The following is a 25,207-nucleotide window of genomic DNA, read 5'->3' as shown; positions in this document are numbered from 1 at the left end:
TGACTTGTATCAGACACTTACCATGGATTTAAAGGCATTGATATACATAGCTAAGGAAAGCGCCAAAGGACTATCAAATTTGTCTATATAGACTATATTCGGGTATAGTGAACTTGAAACTTGATGGAAAGCCCTATAAAGGTTGGCATTTGCAGTTTTGGCAAGATCCAGTATGCTATCAACGTTTGGGAATAAAAAACATCCTGCAGCTTCCCCATCTGATTGCGTAAGGGTCCAGGAAAGCAGAAAGTAGGCAGAAGGATTTTCCTTCATTTTTTTTATCTGGTTTACCATCATCTGCGAAACACTATTTGTATCAGCATATTGATTATATACATTGAATTCACAGGAAGTGAAAAATCCTTTTTGATAATATTTGCCTAATTTACTTTTATTCAGTCCCTCTATAACAATAATAACTTTACTTCCATCTGCAATCAAATCATTTAATTTTATATGGGTCAGGTCATTTGCTTCCGAATGGAGTAATCCGTTTATTTTGGACAATTGCCCGAACAGGCCTGTCCATTCCTCCTCATTGAATTTCCGATAACTGGTATTGCCAACATCGGTATTATAATCGTGGGAAAGGTTAAGGATAATAAGCTCTTTTCTCTTCGAAGTAAATCCATTAACCTCTTTAATTATATCAGCAATGGATTCTCCATTGGCTCCTTGCCAGGTCATGTCTAAAGCTTTCGTATAATGACCGGTGTAATACTGGTCATCGTGAATCACAGGGCGTATATCAAAATACCTTGAGCCATTGGCCAATTGTCCCCCTATGGAAAGTGTTTGTGTCAAGGTATTGCAATCCTTACCAAAGGTAGTACCCCCATTGCGTTTATACATGCCAGCATCATGTGACCCTGGAATCGCTATTTCTCTTAGCGTGTACTTCCCAATGGTATCCATGGTGGCTTGCATCCAGTTACCCGGATCGATGAGATAACATTCTCTGGCAATGATTAATGAAGTGGAGTACCATAAAACCGGTGAAATTTCAGCCTGATGGGTTTCAATAACCATAGAACTGTTTGATGTACAAGCTACAGAAGGGGCTTGTCCGTCATCGAAATACCTACTACCAGACCATTCAATAGTTTTGTCGTTGACATTTACTTTTCCTACATGTCTCCAGAGGGTACCTTTGCTTTCACTATTATGTACTTCGACTACAAATCCATCATCGGTAAGCGCTACCGAAGGTTGAGTTCCACCATTACCAAATTTTATATGATTTCCCCAACGAATGGTATTATTCTTTCTATCCAGGATTCCAACAGTATACCATAAAGTATTATGTGTCACTTCATTGTTATGGACCTCTACCACGACACCTTTATTGTTCATAGCTATACGAGGACGATAACCTTTACCATATTTTTTAGCATTACTAAAGAGCCAATCTATCTTCTTTTTTTTCTCATTTACGACACCTAAACGGTACCAAAGACCCGTTGCTGCCCCCTGTGAACTATGTACTTCTACACACCAATTTTTATCATCCATAGCTATAGAGGGTAATATGCCACTATCATATTTATTGCTTGCTCCCCATCGGATAATATCTCCATCGGTTTGACCGACATGGCACCATAATTCATCCCAAGATTGTGCTTTATGTACTTCAACCATAGTCCCCTTGTCATTCATACAGACAGAAGGGGTAGTACCCTTATCATAGTATGTACTTGCATTCCATTGCACATCCATCTGATAGGCTTGCCCGGTGCGGCACCACAGTTTGTCACCTCCTTTGGATTGATGTACCTCTATGACCTTGCCCGTATTATTTATAGCAACAGAAGTCTGTATACCACTACTGTCTGGATCAGGTTTTTTGGAAAAGCTAAACGCTATTTCCTTCATATATTTTAACCAATTACTGGCAACAGGCTTTGGATACCCCTCATCAATGCCCTTTGGGACGGCTGAATATCGAATATATTGGTCGCCCTTAAACATGTATATTTTATTATTGTCACGCATAAGCACTGTATCGATGCCCTCCTGAAAAGTTTCGGGTAAACCAGGCCAATTCTCTTTAATAGACTTTGGATATCCTGCATCAACATGTAAACCATCTTCGGACAATCGAACGTATTGCTCATCTTTAAAGAAATAAATTCTGCCATCCCATTTTCCTGTAAAAGCTGCATCTATTCCTTTTTTAAAGGAGACAGGCAAATCATCTGGCCAATGGCCCGCAATTTTTTTTGGGTATCCTTCATCAATGCCCTTGGAAACTTCTGAATATCGGATATATTGGTCGCCCTTAAACATGTATATTTTCTCATTATCACGCATAAGTACTGCATCTACCCCCTTTTGAAAAGATGGAGGTAAACCAGGCCAATTCTCTTTAATAGACTTTGGGTATTCTGTTTCAACATATGAACCATCCTCAGATAATTTAACGTACTGATCGCCTTTAAAGAAATAAATTCTTCCGTCCCATTTCTGGGTAAAGGCTGCGTCTATGGTGCTTTTTATGACATCGATTAAATTATCCGGCCCATGAAATTCTTTAACATCTCGATTTACAAGTGTTTTTTGCTTATTTTCTATATCCGACCACGACTGGATCATGGAATTTGACAGTTCATCCAGTTCAAACTCCAGCTTTTCAGAAGAATATTTTAATACATCCAGTTTTAAATCTTCCGGAAGATTTGCTACAAATACGGAATCAGTAAGTTTCTGGGTCACCTGGCCGTCATTTTCTATAAGTTCATTTAAGGACTTTTCATAGTTTTCTGTAAATAGTAAGACCGTTTTCATTTTATGCTCGTTTTAACGATTAATTCAAGTATATAACTGTTCTAAAAATCAGAGGTAAGGAAAACTGATATTTAAAATAGAGTAATGATGTTGCTATAGAATAGATTTTTAAACATTCATTGTATAACAAATTTACTTTTTCCCTGAAAAAACATCAAAAAAACAACCTTACAAAAACCTTACAATTTGCAATTTTAAAATATAACCAACTGTTTTTCACCTAAAACACCTGCTTAACCACAGCTTTTTCGATAAGGAAATCAATACGACATAATATCTCGGATACTTGTCAACAGATTGGATAGGCCCGTCGTTGGGAATGCTATAAGAGGCTGGTGGCAAGAAATCGTAAATGCAAAAAAATAAATATGATTATCCCCAATGATACCAGTAGGTAAATTAAACGCTTAGAATCATACGGATAATCGACAACTGTCAATGGTTAACAGTCAACTGAATCTGCAAATAAAGTGAGAACATTATATTTAAGTGTACACTGGTATGAAAGTGGATAGTCGTAAAAATAAAGAAACAGAACACAAAACATGCCCCCCCCTTCGCATCGGTATAAGGGAAATGGGTTCTGTGTTAAGTGAAAAAGATTCTACAGGCTGCGAACCAACTGATGGAGTTCTTCACGGTCGTTGAGTTGTAGTTTCTTGCGGATGCGGTGCTGGGTTACCAAAATGGTATTGGCCGACACACCGGACATCAGGGCCATTTCGTTGCTTGAAAGCTGTAATTTTCCCAGGCATAGACAACGTAGCTCTGCCTGGGTAAGGCTGGGGTGCAAGGCAGTCAGTCGGCTGATAAAGTCGGGATACGCTTCGATAAATGATCTTTTAAAACTCCCCCAATCCTTGGGTGTAAGAATATTCCTGTTTTTCAGTTCTTCCAGCAGACCATCCTTGGCTGTGTTGCGTGTTTTTTGGAGTTTCTCGATCACCTGCTGGTTCTCCCGTATTTTTTGGGTGAGGCTGTCTAGCTTCCCCTTGGCGTGTTTTAAAGCCTGCAGGGTATTTTTATGTTCCAGTTCTTCAATTTGCTGTTGACGAATCCAAAGCTGTCTTTCTTTTCTTTTTTTAAACCGGACTACATAGTACAAGGCAAATCCTGTGACAGCCAATAGAGAAATTATCCCTATGAAGATACTGTAACGAAGGCGCATGGCTATGTTTTCTTTTTCCTGCCGGGCCATCGTATCACGGCTTTCCTGGATGTGGAGCTGGTCTTGTGTCATTTTGACCAGCGCAGTATTGTATTTGGAATTCAGCACATTGTCTACCGCCACCAGGCTGTCCTGATAAAAGATTGCTTTTTTATAGTCTGAACTTTTGAGGTGGTATTGATATAAATTTTCATAGTGCTGTCTTTTGATGAACTCAACTCCTTGTTGCTCTCCAAATTGAAAGATCCTGTCTTTCGGAAAATAACTTTCAGTTGACAGGATAAATTGATGTGCTTTTTGTAAAGAGTCGGTTTTAAGGTATGTCTTGGCCAGATCTGCATTGGCTTCCAAAGGTATCTCAAAATGTTGATATGTACCTTTGTTAAACTCTTGGTTTTTAAGGAAGTAAGGTAAAGATTTTAGATATTCATGCTTCTCATAATATACTTCCCCAATATTGCCAGATACCAGTCCCATCCAGATGGTATCTCGATAATGCGCTGCTTTATTGTAGGCCATTTCCAGGTATTCGAGGGCCTCGTCGGGGTTGTCCGACTTCAGATAGGCCATTCCCAATGTATTGTAGCGCTGAATATCGAGATTGTCGTTAAATGCAGGCAGTTCAATGGAAGTCTTCATCACCCTGATCACCTCATGGTAGTTTCGGAAAAAATAATAATCGAGTGCCAGGTCGTGCAGGTACTTGCCGATATTGGGTACATTCCCATAACCCAACTCCCTAAATATTTTTTGGGCTTTTAATGAATTTTCAAATGCCAAGCCATACTCTTCCAGTACAAACTGATTTTGCCCAATCTCATGGAGGCAAATGCCATTGTAAAGTGGTTCGTCTTTAAATTCTTTGTTTTCCAGTATATCTTGGTAGACCTTCATCCGTTTATAGCTGTCAGACTCAAACAGAGCCGATTGCCTTAGTTCTAAAAAGCTGAGTTCCTTTATAAGATATTCATCCCGATATTTTTTGGCAAAAAAAGTGGCGCTTTCCAATATCGGATTTATCATTTCCTCATCATCATGCTCCAAAATATACCTATTAATAGCCCTAATTCTCTCTATAGAAGACCGCCCTTCCAACAACTCCGCTATATCATCGGAATATTGTTGGGCATATAGTGAAAAACTGCATAACAGAAAATAAAGAAAAAGATAGATTTTTTTCATAGACCGTACTTAAGGATATATTCCTATTCGGGGATACAACAAAAATACATTGTTTTTTGAAAACGACTAAAAACTTAACAGAAAGTATGGCAACTTCATTTAAAACCTTCTGATTTACTGAACTTTGCCTTACCACAATTTGAAAACAAGAAAATACCGGGTTGTATTTACCAAATCAGGACCACTTTGCTGTATCTCCGCTCATTTTTCCTGAAAAAGTATCAGAAAGGAAATGTTAAAATAAAGCTCCTATCTGAAGAACTTCAAATAGCCCCCCGCACCTTAACCACCCCACAAGCATATATAAACAACTTGAAAATGAAGTAGGGTTATGTTGTGAGTGTTTGGTCGTTTTTTCTTCGGTTAAGGGGAGGGGGCTATTAAAGCAAATGCTCAATCACACACTCATTTTTGAATCGGTTCGATCATGTATGAATAACTGTAATCCCTAAAAGGCACTCTGTATTCATCAAGAGCCAAGGAACCCCAGCTGTTGATTCCTGCTACTCCCATTTGCAAATGGTCAATATGCACATGGGTATATTGGCTATGCTCAAGCAATCCTGAATTTGCATTGTTTTTTTGAGGGCCAGAATATAGCTGATCCGGTGCATACGGCAATGCTGAGGCATTGAGTAACTGGTCCAAAGCCATAATCTTTATCCCAACCTGCTTATTATTGCTCAACGCTATCCATCTGACGTCAGTTTTGTTTCCACTTTCTTGTGGACGGATATATGGATGGTATTGGTCATTTACTTTTGCCCGGTATATTGCGGTATGGGCACTGTACTTACGATCGGCATAACTTTCCCATGGCCCCCTTCCGTACCAGCTAACATTTTCCATTTGCTTTGGAAGTATTAAGTGATTTCCGATTTTCAAGAGTTTATCGTGGTTACCTTTTATGGCCTTGAAATTGTTTTCTACTTTTATCTGCCCCTTTTCACTGATTTGGTAAATTTGCTCCAAGGCCGCATCACCATTCAACAATGAGTAGCTGGCCTTTACCTGATAAGTACCCCCTTCATCCATTTCATGGCTGAATTCCTGCAATACTAATGGCGCTGTCCTCAAATAATCTGCAGTCCTATTCAACCCTGCACCAAAATCATTATCCACCAATGGCCTGAACAGACTAAACTCAGGACCTTGACTTATCAGCAATTGCTTCTTGTATACATAATCGGCAAACCTTCCATTCTTTTTATCAAATTTGATAGAAAACTCTTTGTTGGATATCCTCACATCCCCGTCAGAGTCATTTACCGTAAAACTTCCAGCAGCCATCTCCGGAGATTTGAAAACAGGCTTGGTCAAGGCAAACTCTTCTTCGGCAAGCAAGGTGCCAGGCTTCATATTGCCTTCAGGTTGCACTATCGACCCTTTGACCCTTAATATATACTCATGTTTGTCATCTATTTCCAGATCAAATGGGAGCAATACTTTAGCTGTTTGCCTAGGACCAACATTCAGTGACCCGATCGTGCCCTGATTGACTATTTCACCATCTTTTAGCAAAAATGCCTCAAATAGATAATTGCTTAGGTTTCTGAAGAAATACTCATTGAAAATATCCAACCTGTTGGATCTATCAAGGGTGAAGGTTACTTCCTGATGCACTTTTCTGACTTCATATGCATGGGGATTCCAGGTTCGGTCCGGCATAATAACACCATTGATAAGGAAATTATCATCACTCGGAGTACCATCAGGTCCCCAATCACCACCGTATCCAAAAATCTTCTTGCCATTCTTTTCAAGATACACCCCCTGGTCTACCCAATCCCAAATATACCCTCCCTGAAGCACTGGATATTTTTTGATCACTTCCCAGTATTCCTTGAAATTGCCCAAACTATTGCCCATCGCATGTGCGTATTCACTCATGATATAAGGTCTCTTCGGATTGCTTTCAGCATATCTTGCCATAGACTGGGGATGGGGATATTGAGGCACGATGATATCGGTATTCCACTCTGTAGTAGACCTTTCATATTGTGCAGGCCTGGAAGGGTCAAATGCCTTGAGCCACTGGTATGCTTTATAAAAATTGTACCCATTCCCGGCTTCATTCCCCATGCTCCACGCGACAATGGAAGGATGGTTTTTATCCCTTTGAACCATTCGCTGGATTCTAAGCAAATGTGCATATTCCCATTCCGGATCATTTCCTAGAGTTTTTTCCGGATTATAATAAAGCCCATGGGATTCAATATTGGCCTCGTCGATTACATAAAAACCAAATTTATCGCAGAGTTCATACCAGTAAGGGTCATTTGGATAATGTGAAAGTCTTACAGCATTCATGTTGAGTTCCTTCATGATGCGTACATCTTCCTCCATCTGTTCCCTAGTAGTAACATGGTGTGTTTCCGGATGTGACTCGTGCCTATTCACCCCTTTGAAAAGCACAGGTTGGCCATTGACCAAAAACTGGTTGCCTACGATCTCATATGATCTAAAGCCGACTTTTTGATCAATAAGCTCCAAAGTATTTTGGTCCGAATCCGTCAATACAATCTTCAAATCATAGAGATAGGGGATTTCTGCCGACCAAGGTTGTACATTTTTTATAGATGTATCAAATTGCAATATTGTCTTTCCGAGCTTCCTCTTCAGCCCGGTGGTTTTTTGTATGCTCTCATATATCAAGTTCCCTTCGGCATCATACAGGGACGCTTTTACAGCATTCCCATCTTGCTCTTTATCGGTTCTGTTCCATAATTCAACCGTGAAATTGAGATCCCCATCTTTATAATTGTTTGTCAGAGGGCTTTTGACATGCAGGTCGTAAAAGTGGACAGAGGGACGGGAATAGAGATAAACATTCCTCTGGATTCCCGAGATCCTCCAAAAATCCTGTGCTTCCAAGAAAGAGCCATCATTCCATCTTCTTACCTCTATGGCAATCAGGTTGTTGCCAGGAGTCAAAAAATCCGTAAGCTCAAATTCAGATTCCAATTTACTGTCCTTTCCAAGTCCTATATATTCCCCATTGACATAAAGTCTAAATGCAGATTTTACAGCTCCAAGATGGATAAAAATCCTTTGACCTTCCCAATCTTCGGGAATGGACACATTTCTTCTGTATACCCCGGCAGGTTGATCTTGGTGGGTAATAAAAGGGGGTTGGGGATTTTTTATTTCAAACTCAAAAGGATGGTTGACATATATTGGTGTACCGTAACCCTTGAATTCCCAGTTTGAAGGAACCTGAAAATCATCCCAAGAAACATCGTTGAAGTCGATTGCTTCAAAAGCATCGGGAAGCTTTTTGTAATGATCAGTCCAGAAAAATTTCCAAGTTCCGTTTAAATCCAAAAACCTGGACGAGGATTCCCTTCCCGTATTGGCAGTAGCTTGTGATTCAAAAGGAAAATAAGAGGCTCTCATTGGCAACCTGTTTTCTTCTTGAATGGAAGGGTTTTCAAAAATTGGATCCGGTGCCCTTTCTTGGGCCATAACTGTCCCTGGGACTGTCAATAAGATCAAATAGGCTAAATAGGTTTTAAGAGTTGTTTTTTTCATATGTTTATAATTTGTCTTTCAATGATCGTATAGCCTGTCCCAAACCTACCATCTGGCCAAGGCAGGTTCGGGAGAATTTTCGCATTGCCAACAGTCATCCCTGTGCGTGCTGTACCCATTATGCCTGTCTGCCTCAGGCAGTCGGTCTGCCTTGACCTGCAGACAGGTTCAATTTCACATCTTCTTTTGTAATGGACATTGTTGATTTTCGAAATTAATCAAAAGTTTTATTCTTATCAAATTCTTTTGATTAAGCCTAACAATTCGATTATTAATGGAAATAATCATCCAAAACAACCAATATTTTTACTCAAATTTATTAAATTAAAATATAATATATTTCATTTAGTTATTTTAATTATATATTTTTATTACGTTTAATTTCTTATTCAAAATATTGATACTATAAACATATTACAATTATTTCGAATCAACACACTTAACCAAACAACATGAAAACATTGAATACCAATCTTATTCACTTGAAAAAATGGGTTTTATTTCTATTTCTGATTTCCTGTAGCCAAATGGAAGAAATCCCTATCATTGAAGATGACGAAAATCTTGAGGAAGAAACTTTTGACTACACCTCCAACAATCCATACAATCTGAATGTCATCTATTTTGTCCCAAGTGATCGGGAAGAAAATCCTGATTACCACAAACGTATATCTGAAATCATGCTTGATGGGCAAGCGTTTTTCCTGAAATACATGAAACATTGGGATTATGGCGAGAAGACTTTTGGCCTTCTGAAAGACCAATCCAAAAACAGGGTCAAGATCCATGTAATCCGAGGGGAAAAACCGGCTTCAGCATACCCCTATGAAGGAGGGGGTAACGAAATAAGAAAGGAAGTAGATGCCTATTTTGCAGAGAGCCCATCTGAAAAATCCAGCGACCACTACCTCATTATCTCTTCCGTCAACAATCCGGCCACAGGAGGTGCGAACCCGGCTGATGTACCATTCTATGGAATGGGAAGATATGCCTATGCACTAGACTATCCCGGCATGAGCATAGAGGATCTGGGCAAAGACGGAGTGGCGGGATCCGAGGCAACCAAATGGATCGGCGGGCTCCTACACGAAATGGGTCATGGGCTCAACCTCCCCCACTGCAAGGAAAAAGTATCCGAAGCCTCCAACCCCAACATGGGAACTTCCCTAATGGGAGCGGGCAACTATACCTATGGTAAAAGTCCTACTTGCCTTACACATTCCTCAGCTGCCTATCTCAACAATTGTCAGGTGTTTGCCGAAACACAGGGCAACTTCTATGGTCCAGTCAACTCCAGTATAAAAACCATTCTGGCCAAATATGAAAATGGACATATCCATATCTCTGGCACCTTTGAATCTGACGTGCCTGTCACCGATATCACATTCTCTAACCGACCGGAAACTGACGCTGGGGGATACCAAGCTGTCAAGTGGGTTGAAAAACCAGATGGAAATGGGTTCGAAGTCAACATGCCCATCTCAGAGTTTTGGGAAAAAGACAATATGGGCTACGATTTCTCTATCGTAAGGCATCATACCAATGGCGCCAATACCTCTACGGCCTACGCTTATACCTTCGAAAATGATATCCCTATGATCAATTTTGGAGACAGGGACGAACTTGACAAAAACAACTGGACCATCTTGGACTTCAGTTCCGAGGAGACTTCTGGTGAAGGTAGCACCGGTAGGATATCCGATGTCATTGACGGCAAGCCAGAGACATACTGGCATAGCAGATGGACGAGCAATGCCTCAGATTACCCACATCATTTCACCATAGATATGTCCCAAATACAAGCTGTAAATGGACTCAGTATCACCCAAAGAAATGGCCAAAGGAGAATCAAAGACTACAAACTATATGTCAGCGACAACAACTCTGATTGGGAACTTCTGATCAGCAGTCAGATCCCCAACCTGCCAGGAAGAGTCTATATAGACCTAGAAGAAACCGCAAGCTTCAGGTATTTCAAATTTGAAGCTATCAGTTCCCATGATGGGCAGCAGTTTGCTGCATTGGCAGAAATCGGATTTTATTAATGTGATTATCAGCTATTCTGCCTTATTTTAACCCGGATTATGCATTAGGGTTCGTGATGAGAACTGAAACCACAAAATAATCAAGCATTTAGCGAATGAAGCATAGTCATCTCTATGGTGAATGAGGTAAATGCAGCGAAGCGATTGAGTATGTCCGCCGCGGCGGATCAGGTCGTAATAACTTGTGCGCCGTGGCGTAGAAATTCTAATGCATATTTCGGGTTTAATCAGACTTTACACCTTCGCATCTTCGTGGCAATACTCTTTTTTTGTCACAAAGATGCGAAGGAATGAAGAATTCAATGTCAAAACAGGCGCTCTATTTGGATTTGAAATGTGTAGAGGTTGGGTTATAAAACTATTATATCCAACAACTAAACAACTATCGGCTAAAGACCGATAGGTTTGGTTTCGCCTAAAGGCGACTAAAGTGAATCCTAGACTTAGCGTTCTTTGTGAAAAACTTGGTGATCTTTGTGGTTATAATTTTTACCACAAAGGATCACCAAGTAAAATCACCAAGTTCACTAAGAAAAAAACACTATAGTCTTCGCCTAAAAGCGAGGTATTTTCACCCAGATTGATACATTAAGGAGATTTCAAATTGATATTCCTACCCAAAGAGGATCAAAAATACTCTTTGGGTTTATAATTCTATCGAGTTTCATTCCCACATTCCACGAAACCTCAATCATTTAGAAATATCTCTATCACTGGGACTCCTGTTCCTGGTTTTACTACCGGAATGTGTAGGATTAGGTCGCTTTCCCCACCAGTCTCGGTAGTATGGCTCCCATGGGATGCCACTTGGCTGTGCCTGACTTCCGAACCATCATGTAGCAATTGGGCATATTTGATCTTTCCTTTATAGTTTTTCAGATACAGGGACTTAAAAGGCCATTCCAATACATGGATATACAATCTGTTTTTTTCAGGATTATAAGTCAACAGGCAATTTTCTGGTTTTTCAAAACGGTCTGGTGCTGCTGTACAAGCATAAATAGCCCATTGGTTGTATTTCATCCAGTCTCCCATCCCCCTCAATCTCTCTACAGCCCTGTCATCAAAATTCCCCCTGGCTGTGGGACCAACGTTCAACAGCAAATTGCCTCCTTTACTGACTGTCTCAATCAGCATGACCAACAGCTGGTTGGTGCTTTTCCATGTATTCTCATCCCTGTGGTAGCCCCATGAACCGGAAAATGTCTGACAGGTTTCCCAAGGAACCAGCTCTCCCTGATGCGATACCCATTCACGTGGCATAAATTGCTCGGGACTTTTGTAATCCCAACCATACGACTTGTCATCAAGATCCATCCTGTCGTTCAGAATGATATTCGGCTGTAGCTTTCTGATCAGGGAAATAAGGTTTTCCGAATCCCAATCGTCCCTCCCTTTGCCATTATCTCCAGGATAGGAAAAATCCAAAAACAACTGGTCTATCTGCCCATACTCGGTAAGCAACTCTGTAAGCTGGTTCTTGACATAGTGCTGGTAGTTTTCAATTTTCCGAACCTCTTCTTTGGCAGAGGTATTGTTGCGCATAGGGTGCAGTTTGTCCAAAGGAAAATCAGGGTGGTTCCAATCTATCAGCGAATAATAGAAGCCAACCTTTATGCCTTCGTTTCTGAAAGCCTCAACCATTGGCCTGATCAAATCCCTGGCTGCCGGAGTATTCGTCGCTTTAAAATCAGTGTATTCCGTATCCCAAAGACAGAAACCATCATGGTGCTTTGTAGTGATGACCATGTATTTCATCCCTGCCGCTTTGGCTTCCTTTGCCCAAATGACAGGATCATAGAGATCAGGATCGAAATGCTCAAAGTACTTCCTATACACCTCTCCTGGGATACTTTCATAGTTTTGTACCCATTCGTGACGGGCAGGGACTGCATAGATCCCCCAGTGGACAAACAGTCCAAAACGGTCATCCACCCACTGCTTCATCCGGGCCTGCTTTTGTTCTGGGCTTTCAAGTCTAAAATCAGCCTGCCCAACCGAAACACGAACGATCCCAGTAAGCAATACAAACAAAATAAGTAGTTTTTTCATTGTTACATTCTTTATTTATGCCTTCATTATCTATCATTTCTGACAATTTCTTCTAGCTTGCGCTTTAGCGCTGTTACTATTTCAGGTTTATTCTTAGCAAGGTTTTCTGATTCACTTTGGTCGTCCGGCAAATAAAACAATTGATCTTCCTGTGAAAAACCTGTCTTAATTCCGGTACCCCAAGGTACAAATTCAGGGCCTTGGTGCGCCGGAATAAATTTATAGCCATCTTGGCTGACATAGCCAAGGACTCCTTGTATCGCTTCCTGAACCAGACCTTCCATTCCTTCTTTATCCCGTCCAATCAACACTTCCCAACTGTCCCGGGTATCTACTGCTTGATTTTGATTGTATGACTGCGCCAAATATCCTGCAAAAGAACCCATAAAGTCTATTTGGGAAAAAAGAGCAGGACTGATGCTACCCGGCTGTATGTTTTTAGGCCATCGCACCATCATTGGGATTTTGGTACCTGCCTCGAAAGCGCTGTATTTCCCTCCACTCAAATTAGCCCACGGCTTATGATCACCAGTGAGTTTCTCTGCCAAATCTTCATAGCCATCATCAAGAACTGGCCCATTGTCACTGGTGAAAACAACTATGGTATTTTCAGTAAATTCATTCTTATCTAAAACCCTTAGTATTTCACCGACAGTCCAGTCCAGCTGAAGAATGGCATCTCCTCTATACCCATATCCTGATTTCCCTTGAAACCTTTCATGCGGCATTCTGGGAACATGGATATCATGGGTAGCCAAGAAAAGAAAAAACGGTATCTCCTCTTCTTCCTCAATGAAACTGATTGATTTTTCCACAAAAATATCCGCAAAATCCTCATCTCTCCACAGGGCAGATTCTCCTCCTGCCATGTACCCTATTCTGCTGATTCCATTGACAATGGTATGGTTATGACCATGGGACCACATCATTTTCAGGAGTTCAGGATGGTCTTTCCCAGTAGGTCTATCTCCCACTTTATTTTGGTAATTCACTTCTATTGGATCCTTCAGATCCAAGTTCAAAACGTGTTTGTTTTCCACATATACAGTAGGTACCCTATCTCCGGTTGAAGGTATGATAAAAGCATAATCAAACCCAATGTCCAAAGGTCCGTGACTGATCTCACCATTCCATTCGGGACCATCATCACCACCAAGTCCCAAGTGCCATTTCCCGATCACTGCAGTCCTATATCCTGCTCTTTGCATGATGGCTGGCCAGGTTTCCCTGCCTTTGCGGATTAGGGCTGAAGCATCTCCGGGAGCAACCCCTCTACCCTGAGCCCTCCAAGCATACTCTCCAGTCAGCATTGCATATCTGGAAGGTGTGCAGGTTGCAGAAGTAGCATAAGCATTTTCCATCAATAACCCTTCTTTTGCCAACCTATCAATATTTGGTGTAGGGATCAACCCTCCGTAAGCACCTACATCTCCATATCCAATATCATCTGTGTAGATTAAAATGACATTGGGGAAGGGGGGTGTTTCCTGATCACTTTTTCGGCAAGAAAGAAGCAATATTGCCAAGATTACCAAAAAAAGACACTGTTTGGCAATCCTATAGAAACCCCGACAAAATTTGCCTATGAGTATGCTCATGCTGGTTATTATTTAGTATAAAATTGAATTAAAGACTCTATGATTAGGATTTTCAACCAAGTAATATCACCTTAAACCCGGATTATGCATTAGGATTCGTGATGAGGGCTAAAAACACAAAATAATCAAGCATTTAGCGAGTGAAGCATAGTCATCTCTATAGTGAGTGAGCTAAATTCACCGAATCGTTTGATTATGAAGTGGTTTTAGGTCGTAATAGAAATTCTAAAGCATATTTCGGGTTAAACCTACTTTTCAAATTCCTGTACTACACCTGAACCAAGCAATTCATATTCCTCCAATATTCCATTCCGCATTACCTTCACGGTTTTTGGCTTGGAAGATTTCAAGGTAAATGTTTTCACCTTTCCTTCTTCCCATAGCACTCCCACTTCTACATCACCCCTTGCTTTCAACCCTTTCACAGCCCCTGAACTCCATTGTGAAGGAAGCGCAGGCAGCAAATGAATATACCCGTCGTGACTCTGCAGCAGCATTTCTGCTACCCCTGAGGTATAGCCAAAATTGCCATCTATCTGGAATGGCGGGTGTGCATCGAATAGATTCGTATAAAGGGATGCCGTAATCAGTTTCTTGATATGTTCCCTTGCCATATCTCCGTCATGTAATCTGGCAGAGAAATTAATCAACCAAGCTCTGGACCATCCTGTCCCCGCACCTCCATGGGCCAATCTATATTCCAAGGTTCTTTTGGCTGCATCAAACAACTCCGGGGTTTTGGTTTTGGTGATCCTATCACCCGGATGAAAAGCATACAGGTGTGACATATGTCGATGGCCTTTTTCAACTTCTTCATATTCTTCATCCCACTCCATCAACCTCCCATCAGAACCTATCTTCAATCCTGAACGTAACTTTGGCAGCTTCAACTTTATATCTTCCGAAAGTGCAGTACTTTTACCCAATAGATTGACTGTATGTAGGTAATTATTGAACACTTCAGTAATAATCTGCTGAATCGATGCCGCACCAATGGTCGTTGCGACTGTTTTTCCTGATGAATTTCTAAATGAATTCTCGGGTGAGGTTGAAGGAGAAGATACCAACTGCCCATCCCTAGGATCTTCTACAAGCCAATCTGCGTAGAATTGAGCGACTTCATGAAGTGCAGGAAACACCCTATGTTCCAAAAAATCAAGATCTTCAGTAAACAGGTAATGTTCCCAATAGTGCTGCATCATCCATCCGGAAGCACCAAACCAACCTCCCCAATATGCTGTGGCGGCATTTAAAAATGTCGGCCCCCAAATATCGGTACTGTGACCAAAAACTGTCCCACGCATGCCATACGATTCACTTGCTGTGACTTTTCCGATTGGTATCATTTTATCGGTAAAATCAAATAATGGAAAATGCAATTCAGACAAATTGGTGACTTCGGCCGGCCAATAATTCATCTGCAGATTGATGTTCATATGATAGTCTGCATTCCAAGGCGCTTCTATATGTTGATTCCACAATCCTTGGAGATTTGCCGGAAGCGAACCCATCCTAGAGCTTGAAATCAACAGGTATCTACCAAAGTCAAACAATAAAGTCTCCAAACCCAAATCATCACTTCCTGATTTCACCCTCCTGATCCTTTCATCGGTAGGTAGGTTCATTTCCCCTACTCCCAAATCCAATCGAACCCTTTGAAATAATGCTTGATAATCCTCAAGGTGTCTATCCAGAAGCATTTCATATGTTTTGGATTCCAATTTTTTGATCTGTGACAAACTCTCTTCCAGATAATCGCTATGGTAATATGATGTAGCAGACACCAACTTGATAACCAACTCTTTGGAATTATTTGTTTGGAGTGATTGATCTCCTTTTTGGCGAATGGTCCCATCAGATTGTAAGTCCAGCAGGGTATTGAATTTCACACCATGAAGTATTGGGAAAGGCTTAGAATCTATCATGCCTTTCCTTTGGGTCACTTCCCCATACATTTGCAACCTATTATCTGCAAGACATTTGACCACTACTGTCGGGAACCCTTGATCTTGCGGCCTACTGAGGCTGACATTTGCATTGATCCCTTCTGGATGATTGGTTTTCAGCCTGATTACCAGCACTTGGTCGGGTTCTGAGATAAATGCTTCCTGCGTAAAGTCATAACCTTCAACTTTATACCTAACAATAGACAGCGCACTGTCCAAGCTAAGCCTTCGATTATAGTCGGTCATTTCACCATGTCCCAAATCTATCCATAAATCACCCATCGTCTGATGGGACCTTACGATAGATTTTCGTGACAATTTGGCCACGAGCATGGAGTCAGCCTTATCGTTTTCGCCTGCAAATAAAAACGCCCTAATCTGGGCCAAATCTTCAGGAGTACCTTCAGAATTTCCCCAATCATCCGGACTTCCCGGCCATAATGAATTTTCGTTGAGTTGGATTCTTTCAATTCCCGTCTTTCCAAATACCATCGCCCCAACCCTACCATTCCCCAGAGGCAATGCCTCCTCCCAATTTTCGGCGGGACTGGTGTACCATAATGACTGTTGTCCATATGACTTCTCTACAACAAACAACAACAAACAGGTTAACCCGAATACAGTTGATCGATTCAACATTTCAATCATAACATCTAATTTTTTCATGGTCAGTTTCTGTAAATCTTTGGGTTTCGATATTACCTGTATGCATTGTCTATTTTTTTTGCGGTACTAGAGTGGTCTTTCCGATTACCTCACCACCCTCAGCAATCAACTTGGCATGAAGCCCAGCCTGGTTTGCATAAACTTGTGTGATCGTCCGACTGCCTTTCCTTGGTCCTCCCCCGATAATCAAGGTATAAGAATGGTCCTCACAGGGAGCGTAAAACCCATGCTTATGTGTGTGCCCTGACAACACCATATCCACCCCGTATTTCTCAAAAACAGGAGAAAAAACACTTCTACAATGCAAAGTACCGTGCCATTCACCAGAGTTGAATGGCGGGATATGCATGACTACCACCCGATACAAGATCCCAGCATCCAAGCCCTGCTCAAATATCTTTGCTAACCACAAAGCTTGTTCTTCCCGGTATGTGTCAAAATCCGTAAGGCCTGCATATACAGGATGATCGTCAGGTTTGTCCTCTCCTGTATCCAATACAACCCATTGCACTGGCCCGTTTTTGAATTCATAATAGTATTTCCCATCAGGGAATGAAAAATGCCCCTTGAGATTCCTTGCATATGAACCTCTCGTCTCATGGTTACCCCGAGCAAGCATAAAAGGAACTTCGGAGGCAAACAGCCCCGTAATCGGACTGAGTAGCTTTTCTATCACTTGGCTTTCGGATTCCGGATGGTCAAATACGTCTCCATTCAACAAACAAAAATCGAAATCAAAGTCTCCATTCAACTCTACCTGCTCCTTTAACACCCCATCAATTTGATGAAGATCATTGAGCACAAGAGCTGACACAGATGCTGACCCGGGGTCTGGTGTGGTAAAACTATACACCTGGCTTTCCATGACATCACCGTATTTTACTTCATATGGTTTAAACTGATCAATGACTTTGGAGTACACTTTGTATCGGTATGTCCGCCCCGGACTCATCCCTGACAGCCTTACACAAAAATGTCGCTGATTTGCCTGAATCAATCCATCTTCTACAGCATAAAACTTCCCTTGGGCTTTCTCTCCATCTTCCAGTTCCACCCAACTGAATGATGGGTCACGTGTGACAAACAATATATCCATTGTCGCGGGTGTGGGGTTTTGCAAATATGGCATTACTGTAAAATACGACCCTTCATTCTGTTCCTCAGGATCAGCTAAGACATACTGCACAGGACCAACTCCCAACACCGCACCAGCACCTAAGCCTTTGGTGATTTTCCCTATGAAGTTCCTTCTTCCAATATTATCAATTATTTTTTTCATCAAGCTTTTAATATTTCATTTAAGGATAACTTTTTGCTTCTAGTGACAAGACCATCATTATTCACAAAATGGCTTTTACATGAAGAGATTCGAAATGATTCTTCATTTAGGATATCTCAGCAAGCATACTGCTAGTTGTTTGAACCAATCATTTCGGTTTTTGAAATAAACCCATTCGCTATTTTTCTAGAAAAGACCAAAATAAAAACCCCAATTATAGCCCCTATATTCATGTTTCTTGTTTTCTTGTATTTGTTTATGGTTTTGATGTATCGATTGGCAGCTTATATACCTTCACTGGTTTATTGTTTACCGCAACCAGCAAGACATGTGAACCATCATGGAGTTTGACTATTCTTATATCCCTGATATCTCCTGACAGATCCAATTCGCTTATGTTTTTATTTAAAATCGTCATCTCAGACGATTCATTGATTTGGAGAATATTTCCTTTGGAAGCATCATATGGCCCCCATTCTACCCGGTTGGGGATAAAATTCCCGGCTAGTATCCAAAAATCCCGACCGGGATACTTTTCTACTCCATAGATTGGGGAAAATTGGGCTCCCAATGGCAAACTGGTGGTTTGATAATCGCCTTTTTCAGTTTTCCTTAGCATCACACTTTCCAGGCAGTTAACATGGAGGTGTTTAGCATCCTTCAATTTCCCAACATCAACAATGTCAGTTATTGATGCATTTGCATAGGATTTATAGGATAAAAATTTCCGCTTTAAACCGGGCATTTGCTCGATCAACTCATCTTTCGAAGCTATAGGGTAACTTCCATCACCTATATATTGGGTAATCACGGGATCCATCGACCCATTCCCATCAAAATCCCCAACATAAAGATTCAATGGCTTGTCATCAGAGGCTTTGAATTGTGCGTTTTTCCCCAAATTCCCGACAAGTATCCGGGGAAAGCCATCCTTGTCTTCCCCGATTTCGAAAATCCCAGTCCACATACCATATTTATTGCCCAGTCCATATTTGGCACTAGACTCTACAAAATCCCCCCCAACCTCTTCAAATACCATAATAGGCATCCATTCACCAACTATAACCAATTCTTTTTTGCCATCCTTATCAAGGTCGGTCCAGAGTCCTCCCGTGACCATACCGGGAAATTGGAGTATTTCCGGAGTCACATCAGTAAATTTCACATGATTCCCATCAGTGTCATTTCTCAGCAGATAACTTCTGGGCGACTCCCCATACTTACCGGGAACCAACCTCCCACCAATAAACAAATCCAAATCTCCGTCACCATCAAAATCGTAAGCTTCTACCACACTGCTGCTGGTAAGCATTTCGGGAAGTGCATTGGGTTGGTGTACAAACCCAGCATTCTCGTCATTGATATAAAGTCTGTCCTGGTATGTAAAAAAACCTTCTGAATACTCATTGCCTCCACTGCATATGTAAATGTCATCCAAGCCATCCCCATTCGCATCAAAAAACAAAACCCCCAAATCCTCACTTACCTTGTGTGAGACCCAAGGCTGGGAAAGGCTTGCTTCAAAGCCACCATTCTGCATCCCCATATACAAACGGCCTGCTTGACCAGAAGCACCTCCAATAAAAACATCATCTATCCCATCATTATTGAGATCACCCACTGCCATCTTAGGTCCCAACCTCGATAGTTGGGCAGGCAACAAACGCTCATACTTGAAATCCACATACGTATTTTCGCTATGTTGGAAATCAATGCGACTCGGAACATCAAGTCTGAGTATTTTTTCATCCGCTGCAATTTGCAATGCTTTCCCTTCTCCAGGAATCGCATCCTCCATGGAGTATTCTGACAAAGTATTGACCTTTGGATTCAAGATATCACTTACCAAGCCATTGGGCCAGTATATCTTCAAACTATCAACCTTATCTTCCGTCCCTATTCCAAAATGAAGAATATGGTCCGTAGTAGACTGATAGCCCCTTACAGGAAACAGTTCCTGCATTTGATAGGATTTCCCATGATAGACTTCGACTTTTGCCCCTATAGCAAAGGAATTCTGCCCCAAACCAACAAGCTTGATTTTAAGATGATTGTGGGACAAAATGGATTTGACATTGTTTCTATAAATAGAAGCTGGTTGGTTGATATTGTTTACTACCAGATCCATGGCACCACTATTGTTCAAGTCTACATAGACAGCCCCATTAGAGACGGCAGGTTGATCAAATCCCCAAGCTTTGGTTTTGTCCGAAAAAGTAAGGTCTTTATTGTTTGAGAAAATATAATTGGAAATTTTGGATGATGGTATCTGGTTGACCAATTTGACCAGGTCAGGTTTCTCACCCCGCTGCTGTGCTTCTTTGGCTGCGTCGGCATAAGTGAAATTCAGAAAGTCCATATTTGTAAAATCACGCAAATACCCATTCGTAATTACCATATCCTTCCAGCCATCATTGTCCAGATCGACAAATAATCCCGCCCAACTCCAATCTGTATTGGAAACACCTGCCAGCTGACCAATTTCGGAAAAATAAGGAATTCCGGATTCATCAAAACCCCTGTTGAGCTGCAGCATATTCCTCATGTTCTGATGGTGGTATCCACTGTCCAAAAACAAATTGTAGGTATTGTAAGCATCAGGCCCCTTCAGTAATTTTTGTCTATAGTTATCCTCGGGGAGCATATCCAAAGTCAATAAATCTACCAAACCATCGTTGTTGTAATCAGCAAAGTCCCCTCCCATCGAGTATTTGGAAATATGGCCAAAAGACTTCTGGAGGACTTCATCAAAGGTGCCGTCCCCATTGTTTAAGTAGAAGAAATCCTGTTCATTGTAATCGTTTGTGACATAGATGTCAGGCTTGCCGTCGTTGTTCACATCACTGACAAACAGGCCCAAGCCAAAATTCAATCCACTGCCATTGATCCCCGACTCTATACTAACATCTGTAAATACACCTCCATCATTTCTATAGAGTCTGTTGCCATATTGTGGATGTCTGCTTGCACGGAGCTTGGTTGTGTTGAAAGTCGGGTTAAAGAAAGTTTTTGCGTGATTGAGCAAAAACATATCCAGGTCTCCATCACCATCATAATCAAAAAATGCTGCCATGGTGCTGAATGTACCTACAGCATCAAGACCATATTCGGCAGCTGACTCCGTAAATGTCAAGTCACCATTATTGATATACAGTTCGTTTCTCCTGTCTTGGTCGGAACCAGGCCCGGAATAGCAATAATAGATGTCCAAAAACCCATCCCCATTCACATCAGCTACCGTCACTCCGGTTTTAAACCCCTCTCTTCCTCCCAACCCGGAAGATTCAGTAATATCTTCAAACCGGTAGTCTCCAAGATTCAGATAGACTTTGTTTCCGACCCTATTCCCTGTAAATATCAAATCCGGCAAGCCATCATTGTTCAGATCCGAAGCTGCTACCCCACCCCCATTGTAGAGGTATTCATAGGTAAGAATATTCAATTCATCATCTTCAATGATTGTATTTTCAAAATTCACCCCCGTCAGTTCCGGCGACAGCTCTTCCAAAAGGACCAAAGAAGAATCCTCTTCTTTCCCACAAGCCAATACCAATAAAGAACCGGCCAGAATTATTAACGTTCGAAATTTCCCCATACTATTTTGATTTTCTTCCCTTCTCCTTTATAGTGTATTTGTCAAAAGGTTCGTATGGACTTAAATTGAATGTGACATTGCCAAATGAATTTATTCCATCAGTCCCCTTTACCTCTATCCTAAGTGTATATTTTGCCTTCGGATTATAATTTTCCACCTCCAAGTTATATAGAAAACTTTTCTTCTTTGAAGTACCTCTAAAAGTATCTGCAAGACCTTGATGTAAATCTTCCGACACTACCTGCTTATCCTCCAAAATCTGCGCGCCTTTTATGTCCAAATAAGAAGCACCTTCTACATAAAACATCCCTGCCATGGCCCTGCCGGAAGCATATACCTCGTCAGTGATATCAAAATCCAAAAAGGTGTAATCTTCACTGATATCATCAGGACTCCATTTGGCCACTATATAGCCACCTTCGGTGAAATAGTCCATTCCAAAAAAATCCAGACGTCTGTAATGCGTCTCTAGTTTTTCAAGGAAATTCCCGTAATCTTTCGTTTCTGGAGTAGACCAGGCTATTTCAGATAGTGCCAATAACCTTGGGAAATTCTGAACATTGACATCCTTTATTTCTTGGGGAATCGCAGTCCATTGATTGGCTTGCACACCCAATACGTAGGGAATCTCTTTATCTTCAAGACCAGTTGTTGGGTCATACCCATATATTCTTTCAAGTGAATTGACATTACTGTAAGCCAAATCTGACATGGTGCCATCATTCCTGCTGTCCTGAGTTATATCCAGGTATAGATATGAGGTAGGTGTTGCAACTGTATAAAAACCTTTGCTGGCAGCTTCTTTCACTGCTTTGGACCCAAGCCATGACATAATCGTCGTTTCACGGGGAAGATTCTCTGAATCTTTGAGGATATCATTCCAACCAATAGGTGTCTTCCCTTTACCCTTGATGATATGGACTACCCTATCCACAAAATAACTCTGTAGATTCAAGGTGGAAGTCATCCCCTTTTCCTCCATAAACTTCACAACATGAGGTTGTGTCTCCCACAGGTCATGTCTCACTTCATCCCCACCAAAATGTAAATATTCCGAAGGAAAAAGTTCGGTAATCTCAGTAAAAACATCATTCAGAAACCCATATACTTTTTCATTGCTCGGATCAAGTGTATTGGGCGTAAACTGATTGCCCCATATAGACCATGAATCCAAGAAGGGAAAAACGTAGTCAGGATCAAGCTTATCGTTGACCCCAAGTTCTGGATACGCAATCAGCGCAGGCCATATATGGCCTGGCACATCTATTTCCGGGACGATCGTTACGTTTCTTTTCGACGCATAGTCCACCAAATCCCTGATTTCCTCCTGTGTATAATATCCACTCCGTATTGAAGGCTGGTCGAATTCCCCTGGAAACACAGTAGCTTTTTCAGAAGTCAATTCAGGATATTTTTTGATTTCAATTCTCCACCCCTGATCATCAGTCAAGTGTAGATGCAGCATATTCAACTTGTAATATGACATGACATCGATGTATTTTTTCAAAACATCCACACTATAAAAAGTCCTGCTAACATCTTTCATATATCCTCTCCATGAGAATCTAGGCAAATCTTCAATGCTGAGGGTTGGCAATACCCAATGTACATCCGAGGCTTCAATTTCACGTTCTATCTCCGCTGGGAAAAGTTGGCGCAATGTCTGGATACCATTGTGAATTCCTGCTCTCGAAGAAGATCGTATGAAAGCATTCGTTTCAGTGATATCCAGCAGATAGCCTTCATCTTCCAAGTCCAACGAAGGGTCTTCTATTACCCTTATTATGTTTTGAAATGTGGAATTAGAGTCCTCAAGCATGATCCCAAAAGGGTATCCCGTAGCCTGTCTCATTCTGTCTGCAAACACCTCTACAATATCACTTACCTCCCCTCTATACACTATCACCGTCTCCCTATCTACTGTAAAAACCCCACTCCCCATATGCACCGAACTCGGCTCGGGAATGATATTCACCTGCCCAAAGGCAGTGGAAGAAAACAAAACAATCGAAATTATCAAAATAAGTCTAGACATGGCAAATGCGTGGTATATAATGTACTTGTAAATATGAATAGTTGGCTGCAAATTCATTAAGATTTTATTTTTAAACTCCATCAATTAAAAACCCTCCAAGAAGTTATCCGACCTCATTGTTTTCCGGGAATCGATACTTATAGGATAAAGGTCAAAGGGAAAAGATAAAAGGAGCCATCTCCTTCACCTTTTCCCTCATCCCATTTATTTTATTCAAATTGCTTGTCAGAATAGCAATTGGAAAAACAATCCTGAAATTGACCTTAGAGATAAGTTCTAGATACCTTCAAGCCAAAACGCATTTATTCTGCTCTGAAAATTGTCCAAAACTAGAAACCATATATTTCGGCAAAATGGGTAAACTGGGTATCTCCATAGGTGCTGACTATATTGACCCTAAAATACCTTGCTTCTGTCGAACTTCTCAGGAAAATAGGATTGTTGCTATTATTACTGGGTAGAAATGATGGAAAGATACTTCCCTCAACCCAGCTATCCCCATCTACACTCAGTTCTATAGAGATGTCTTTGACATTCCCGTTGGAGCGGTTTTGTCGCTGGACAAATGAGAAGCCATTGACTGTCTTGACTTCTCCCATATCTATGGTAATGTGATGGGGCATGGGATCTGTCCCTCCAGACCATTTGGTATGCCAAAATGTGCCGATTGCACCATCCAGTGCATGGATGGCATTGCCATTATTGGCTCCCTCACCGACCAACTCCTCAGAGGATACATCCTTTATAGTCCATCCTGTCCGAACAAATGGCTCATAAACAGGCGGATTGGCATCAATCAAGAAGTAGGTTATCTTCTTACTTTCATTGATCGCATGATTGCCCGAAACACTCTTGATAGACACCGGAAGCAGGTATGCAGTTTCAAATTCAAAACCCTTACCTGGATTGATGTTGATCTTCAGCGGTGTGGAAGCCAAAGACCCACTTGGCACCACTACTTGCTTGGATTCAAACTCATAGGATGAAGCTGGTATCAAAGGGTAATTCGTGCCATTTTCTTCATTGTATTGACCAACCAAAGATTCGACGACCTCGAATTCTACAGTCACATCTTCCTTGATCAGATAAGGCCCACCATATGCTGCTCCATAAGTAATGGACTGCACACTGTCCACCATCACCAAAGTCTTGGCATTGGCTCCTGTCTTTGCCTGTGGCATGTAAAAGAAAGTATATTCACCCGGCTCTTCCACAATAAAATCCGGATCACAGCCAAACAATACGATGGAGATGGTCAGCAGTGACCAAAATTGTTTTGTATTGAGTATATTTTTCATCTCGATTTAGTTTAAGGGATGGAAAGAA

At 41.3% G+C, this 25,207-nt stretch carries 11 protein-coding genes; 1 reads left to right on the top strand and 10 read right to left on the bottom strand.

Annotated features, from left to right (window positions below; genetic code table 11):
- Positions 1 to 9 precede the first annotated feature (9 nt).
- From ACFSKL_RS19285 to ACFSKL_RS19275, 3 genes are all read right to left on the bottom strand, one after another.
- Positions 10 to 2,784 (bottom strand): hemopexin repeat-containing protein, encoded by a 2,775-nt coding sequence (locus tag ACFSKL_RS19285; protein WP_376888470.1) that lies wholly within the window; start codon positions 2,782 to 2,784, stop codon positions 10 to 12.
- Positions 2,785 to 3,388: 604 nt separating this feature from the next.
- Positions 3,389 to 5,134, bottom strand: coding sequence for a hypothetical protein (locus tag ACFSKL_RS19280; RefSeq protein ID WP_376888468.1), 1,746 nt, complete (start codon positions 5,132 to 5,134; stop codon positions 3,389 to 3,391).
- Between the two features lie 405 nt (positions 5,135 to 5,539).
- Positions 5,540 to 8,665 carry a glycoside hydrolase family 2 TIM barrel-domain containing protein gene (locus ACFSKL_RS19275; RefSeq protein ID WP_376888467.1) on the bottom strand — a complete coding sequence of 1,042 codons (3,126 nt, stop codon included), beginning with the start codon at positions 8,663 to 8,665 and terminating at the stop codon, positions 5,540 to 5,542.
- Between the two features lie 452 nt (positions 8,666 to 9,117).
- On the opposite strand from ACFSKL_RS19275, the gene ACFSKL_RS19270 reads away from it, so the two are divergent.
- Entirely contained in the window at positions 9,118 to 10,710 is a 1,593-nt protein-coding gene (locus ACFSKL_RS19270) for a discoidin domain-containing protein (protein ID WP_376888466.1), read from the top strand.
- 687 nt (positions 10,711 to 11,397) lie between these two features.
- On the opposite strand, the gene ACFSKL_RS19265 is transcribed toward ACFSKL_RS19270, so the two are convergent.
- From ACFSKL_RS19265 to ACFSKL_RS19235, 7 genes are all read right to left on the bottom strand, one after another.
- The gene (locus ACFSKL_RS19265) at positions 11,398 to 12,762 is read right to left on the bottom strand and encodes an alpha-L-fucosidase (protein ID WP_376888465.1); all 1,365 of its coding nucleotides are present in this window, start codon (positions 12,760 to 12,762) and stop codon (positions 11,398 to 11,400) included.
- Positions 12,763 to 12,788: 26 nt separating this feature from the next.
- Positions 12,789 to 14,360: a sulfatase-like hydrolase/transferase gene (locus ACFSKL_RS19260; RefSeq protein WP_376888464.1), complete on the bottom strand. Its 1,572-nt coding sequence runs from the start codon at positions 14,358 to 14,360 to the stop codon at positions 12,789 to 12,791.
- 248 nt (positions 14,361 to 14,608) lie between these two features.
- Positions 14,609 to 16,972 carry a glycoside hydrolase family 95 protein gene (locus ACFSKL_RS19255; protein WP_376888463.1) on the bottom strand — a complete coding sequence of 788 codons (2,364 nt, stop codon included), beginning with the start codon at positions 16,970 to 16,972 and terminating at the stop codon, positions 14,609 to 14,611.
- A 49-nt stretch (positions 16,973 to 17,021) separates the two neighbouring features.
- Positions 17,022 to 18,251 carry a metallophosphoesterase family protein gene (locus ACFSKL_RS19250; RefSeq protein ID WP_376888462.1) on the bottom strand — a complete coding sequence of 410 codons (1,230 nt, stop codon included), beginning with the start codon at positions 18,249 to 18,251 and terminating at the stop codon, positions 17,022 to 17,024.
- 256 nt (positions 18,252 to 18,507) lie between these two features.
- Positions 18,508 to 21,846, bottom strand: coding sequence for a VCBS repeat-containing protein (locus ACFSKL_RS19245; protein WP_376888460.1), 3,339 nt, complete (start codon positions 21,844 to 21,846; stop codon positions 18,508 to 18,510).
- A 1-nt stretch (position 21,847) separates the two neighbouring features.
- Complete coding sequence (locus tag ACFSKL_RS19240; RefSeq protein ID WP_376888459.1) at positions 21,848 to 23,881, bottom strand: beta-N-acetylhexosaminidase; 2,034 nt, start codon at positions 23,879 to 23,881, stop codon at positions 21,848 to 21,850.
- Positions 23,882 to 24,210: 329 nt separating this feature from the next.
- Positions 24,211 to 25,179 carry a BT_3987 domain-containing protein gene (locus ACFSKL_RS19235; RefSeq protein ID WP_376888458.1) on the bottom strand — a complete coding sequence of 323 codons (969 nt, stop codon included), beginning with the start codon at positions 25,177 to 25,179 and terminating at the stop codon, positions 24,211 to 24,213.
- Positions 25,180 to 25,207: the final 28 nt, after the last annotated feature.

It is taken from the genome of Belliella marina (assembly GCF_042682445.1).
GTDB classification, from domain to species: Bacteria; Bacteroidota; Bacteroidia; order Cytophagales; family Cyclobacteriaceae; genus Belliella; species Belliella marina.
The sequence above is the reverse complement of the archived record's forward strand: the minus strand, read 5'-3'. Positions and strand labels throughout refer to the sequence as shown.

Excerpts from the sequence above, each read along its gene's own strand:
- ACFSKL_RS19240 (WP_376888459.1), bottom strand. The coding sequence starts at position 23,881 with ATGTCTAGACTTATTTTGATAATTTCGATTGTTTTGTTTTCTTCCACT.
- ACFSKL_RS19280 (WP_376888468.1), bottom strand. The coding sequence starts at position 5,134 with ATGAAAAAAATCTATCTTTTTCTTTATTTTCTGTTATGCAGTTTTTCA.
- ACFSKL_RS19285 (WP_376888470.1), bottom strand. The coding sequence starts at position 2,784 with ATGAAAACGGTCTTACTATTTACAGAAAACTATGAAAAGTCCTTAAAT.
- ACFSKL_RS19245 (WP_376888460.1), bottom strand. The coding sequence starts at position 21,846 with ATGGGGAAATTTCGAACGTTAATAATTCTGGCCGGTTCTTTATTGGTA.
- ACFSKL_RS19235 (WP_376888458.1), bottom strand. The coding sequence starts at position 25,179 with ATGAAAAATATACTCAATACAAAACAATTTTGGTCACTGCTGACCATC.
- ACFSKL_RS19270 (WP_376888466.1), top strand. The coding sequence starts at position 9,118 with ATGAAAACATTGAATACCAATCTTATTCACTTGAAAAAATGGGTTTTA.
- ACFSKL_RS19255 (WP_376888463.1), bottom strand. The coding sequence starts at position 16,972 with ATGAAAAAATTAGATGTTATGATTGAAATGTTGAATCGATCAACTGTA.
- ACFSKL_RS19265 (WP_376888465.1), bottom strand. The coding sequence starts at position 12,762 with ATGAAAAAACTACTTATTTTGTTTGTATTGCTTACTGGGATCGTTCGT.
- ACFSKL_RS19260 (WP_376888464.1), bottom strand. The coding sequence starts at position 14,360 with ATGAGCATACTCATAGGCAAATTTTGTCGGGGTTTCTATAGGATTGCC.
- ACFSKL_RS19250 (WP_376888462.1), bottom strand. The coding sequence starts at position 18,251 with ATGAAAAAAATAATTGATAATATTGGAAGAAGGAACTTCATAGGGAAA.
- ACFSKL_RS19275 (WP_376888467.1), bottom strand. The coding sequence starts at position 8,665 with ATGAAAAAAACAACTCTTAAAACCTATTTAGCCTATTTGATCTTATTG.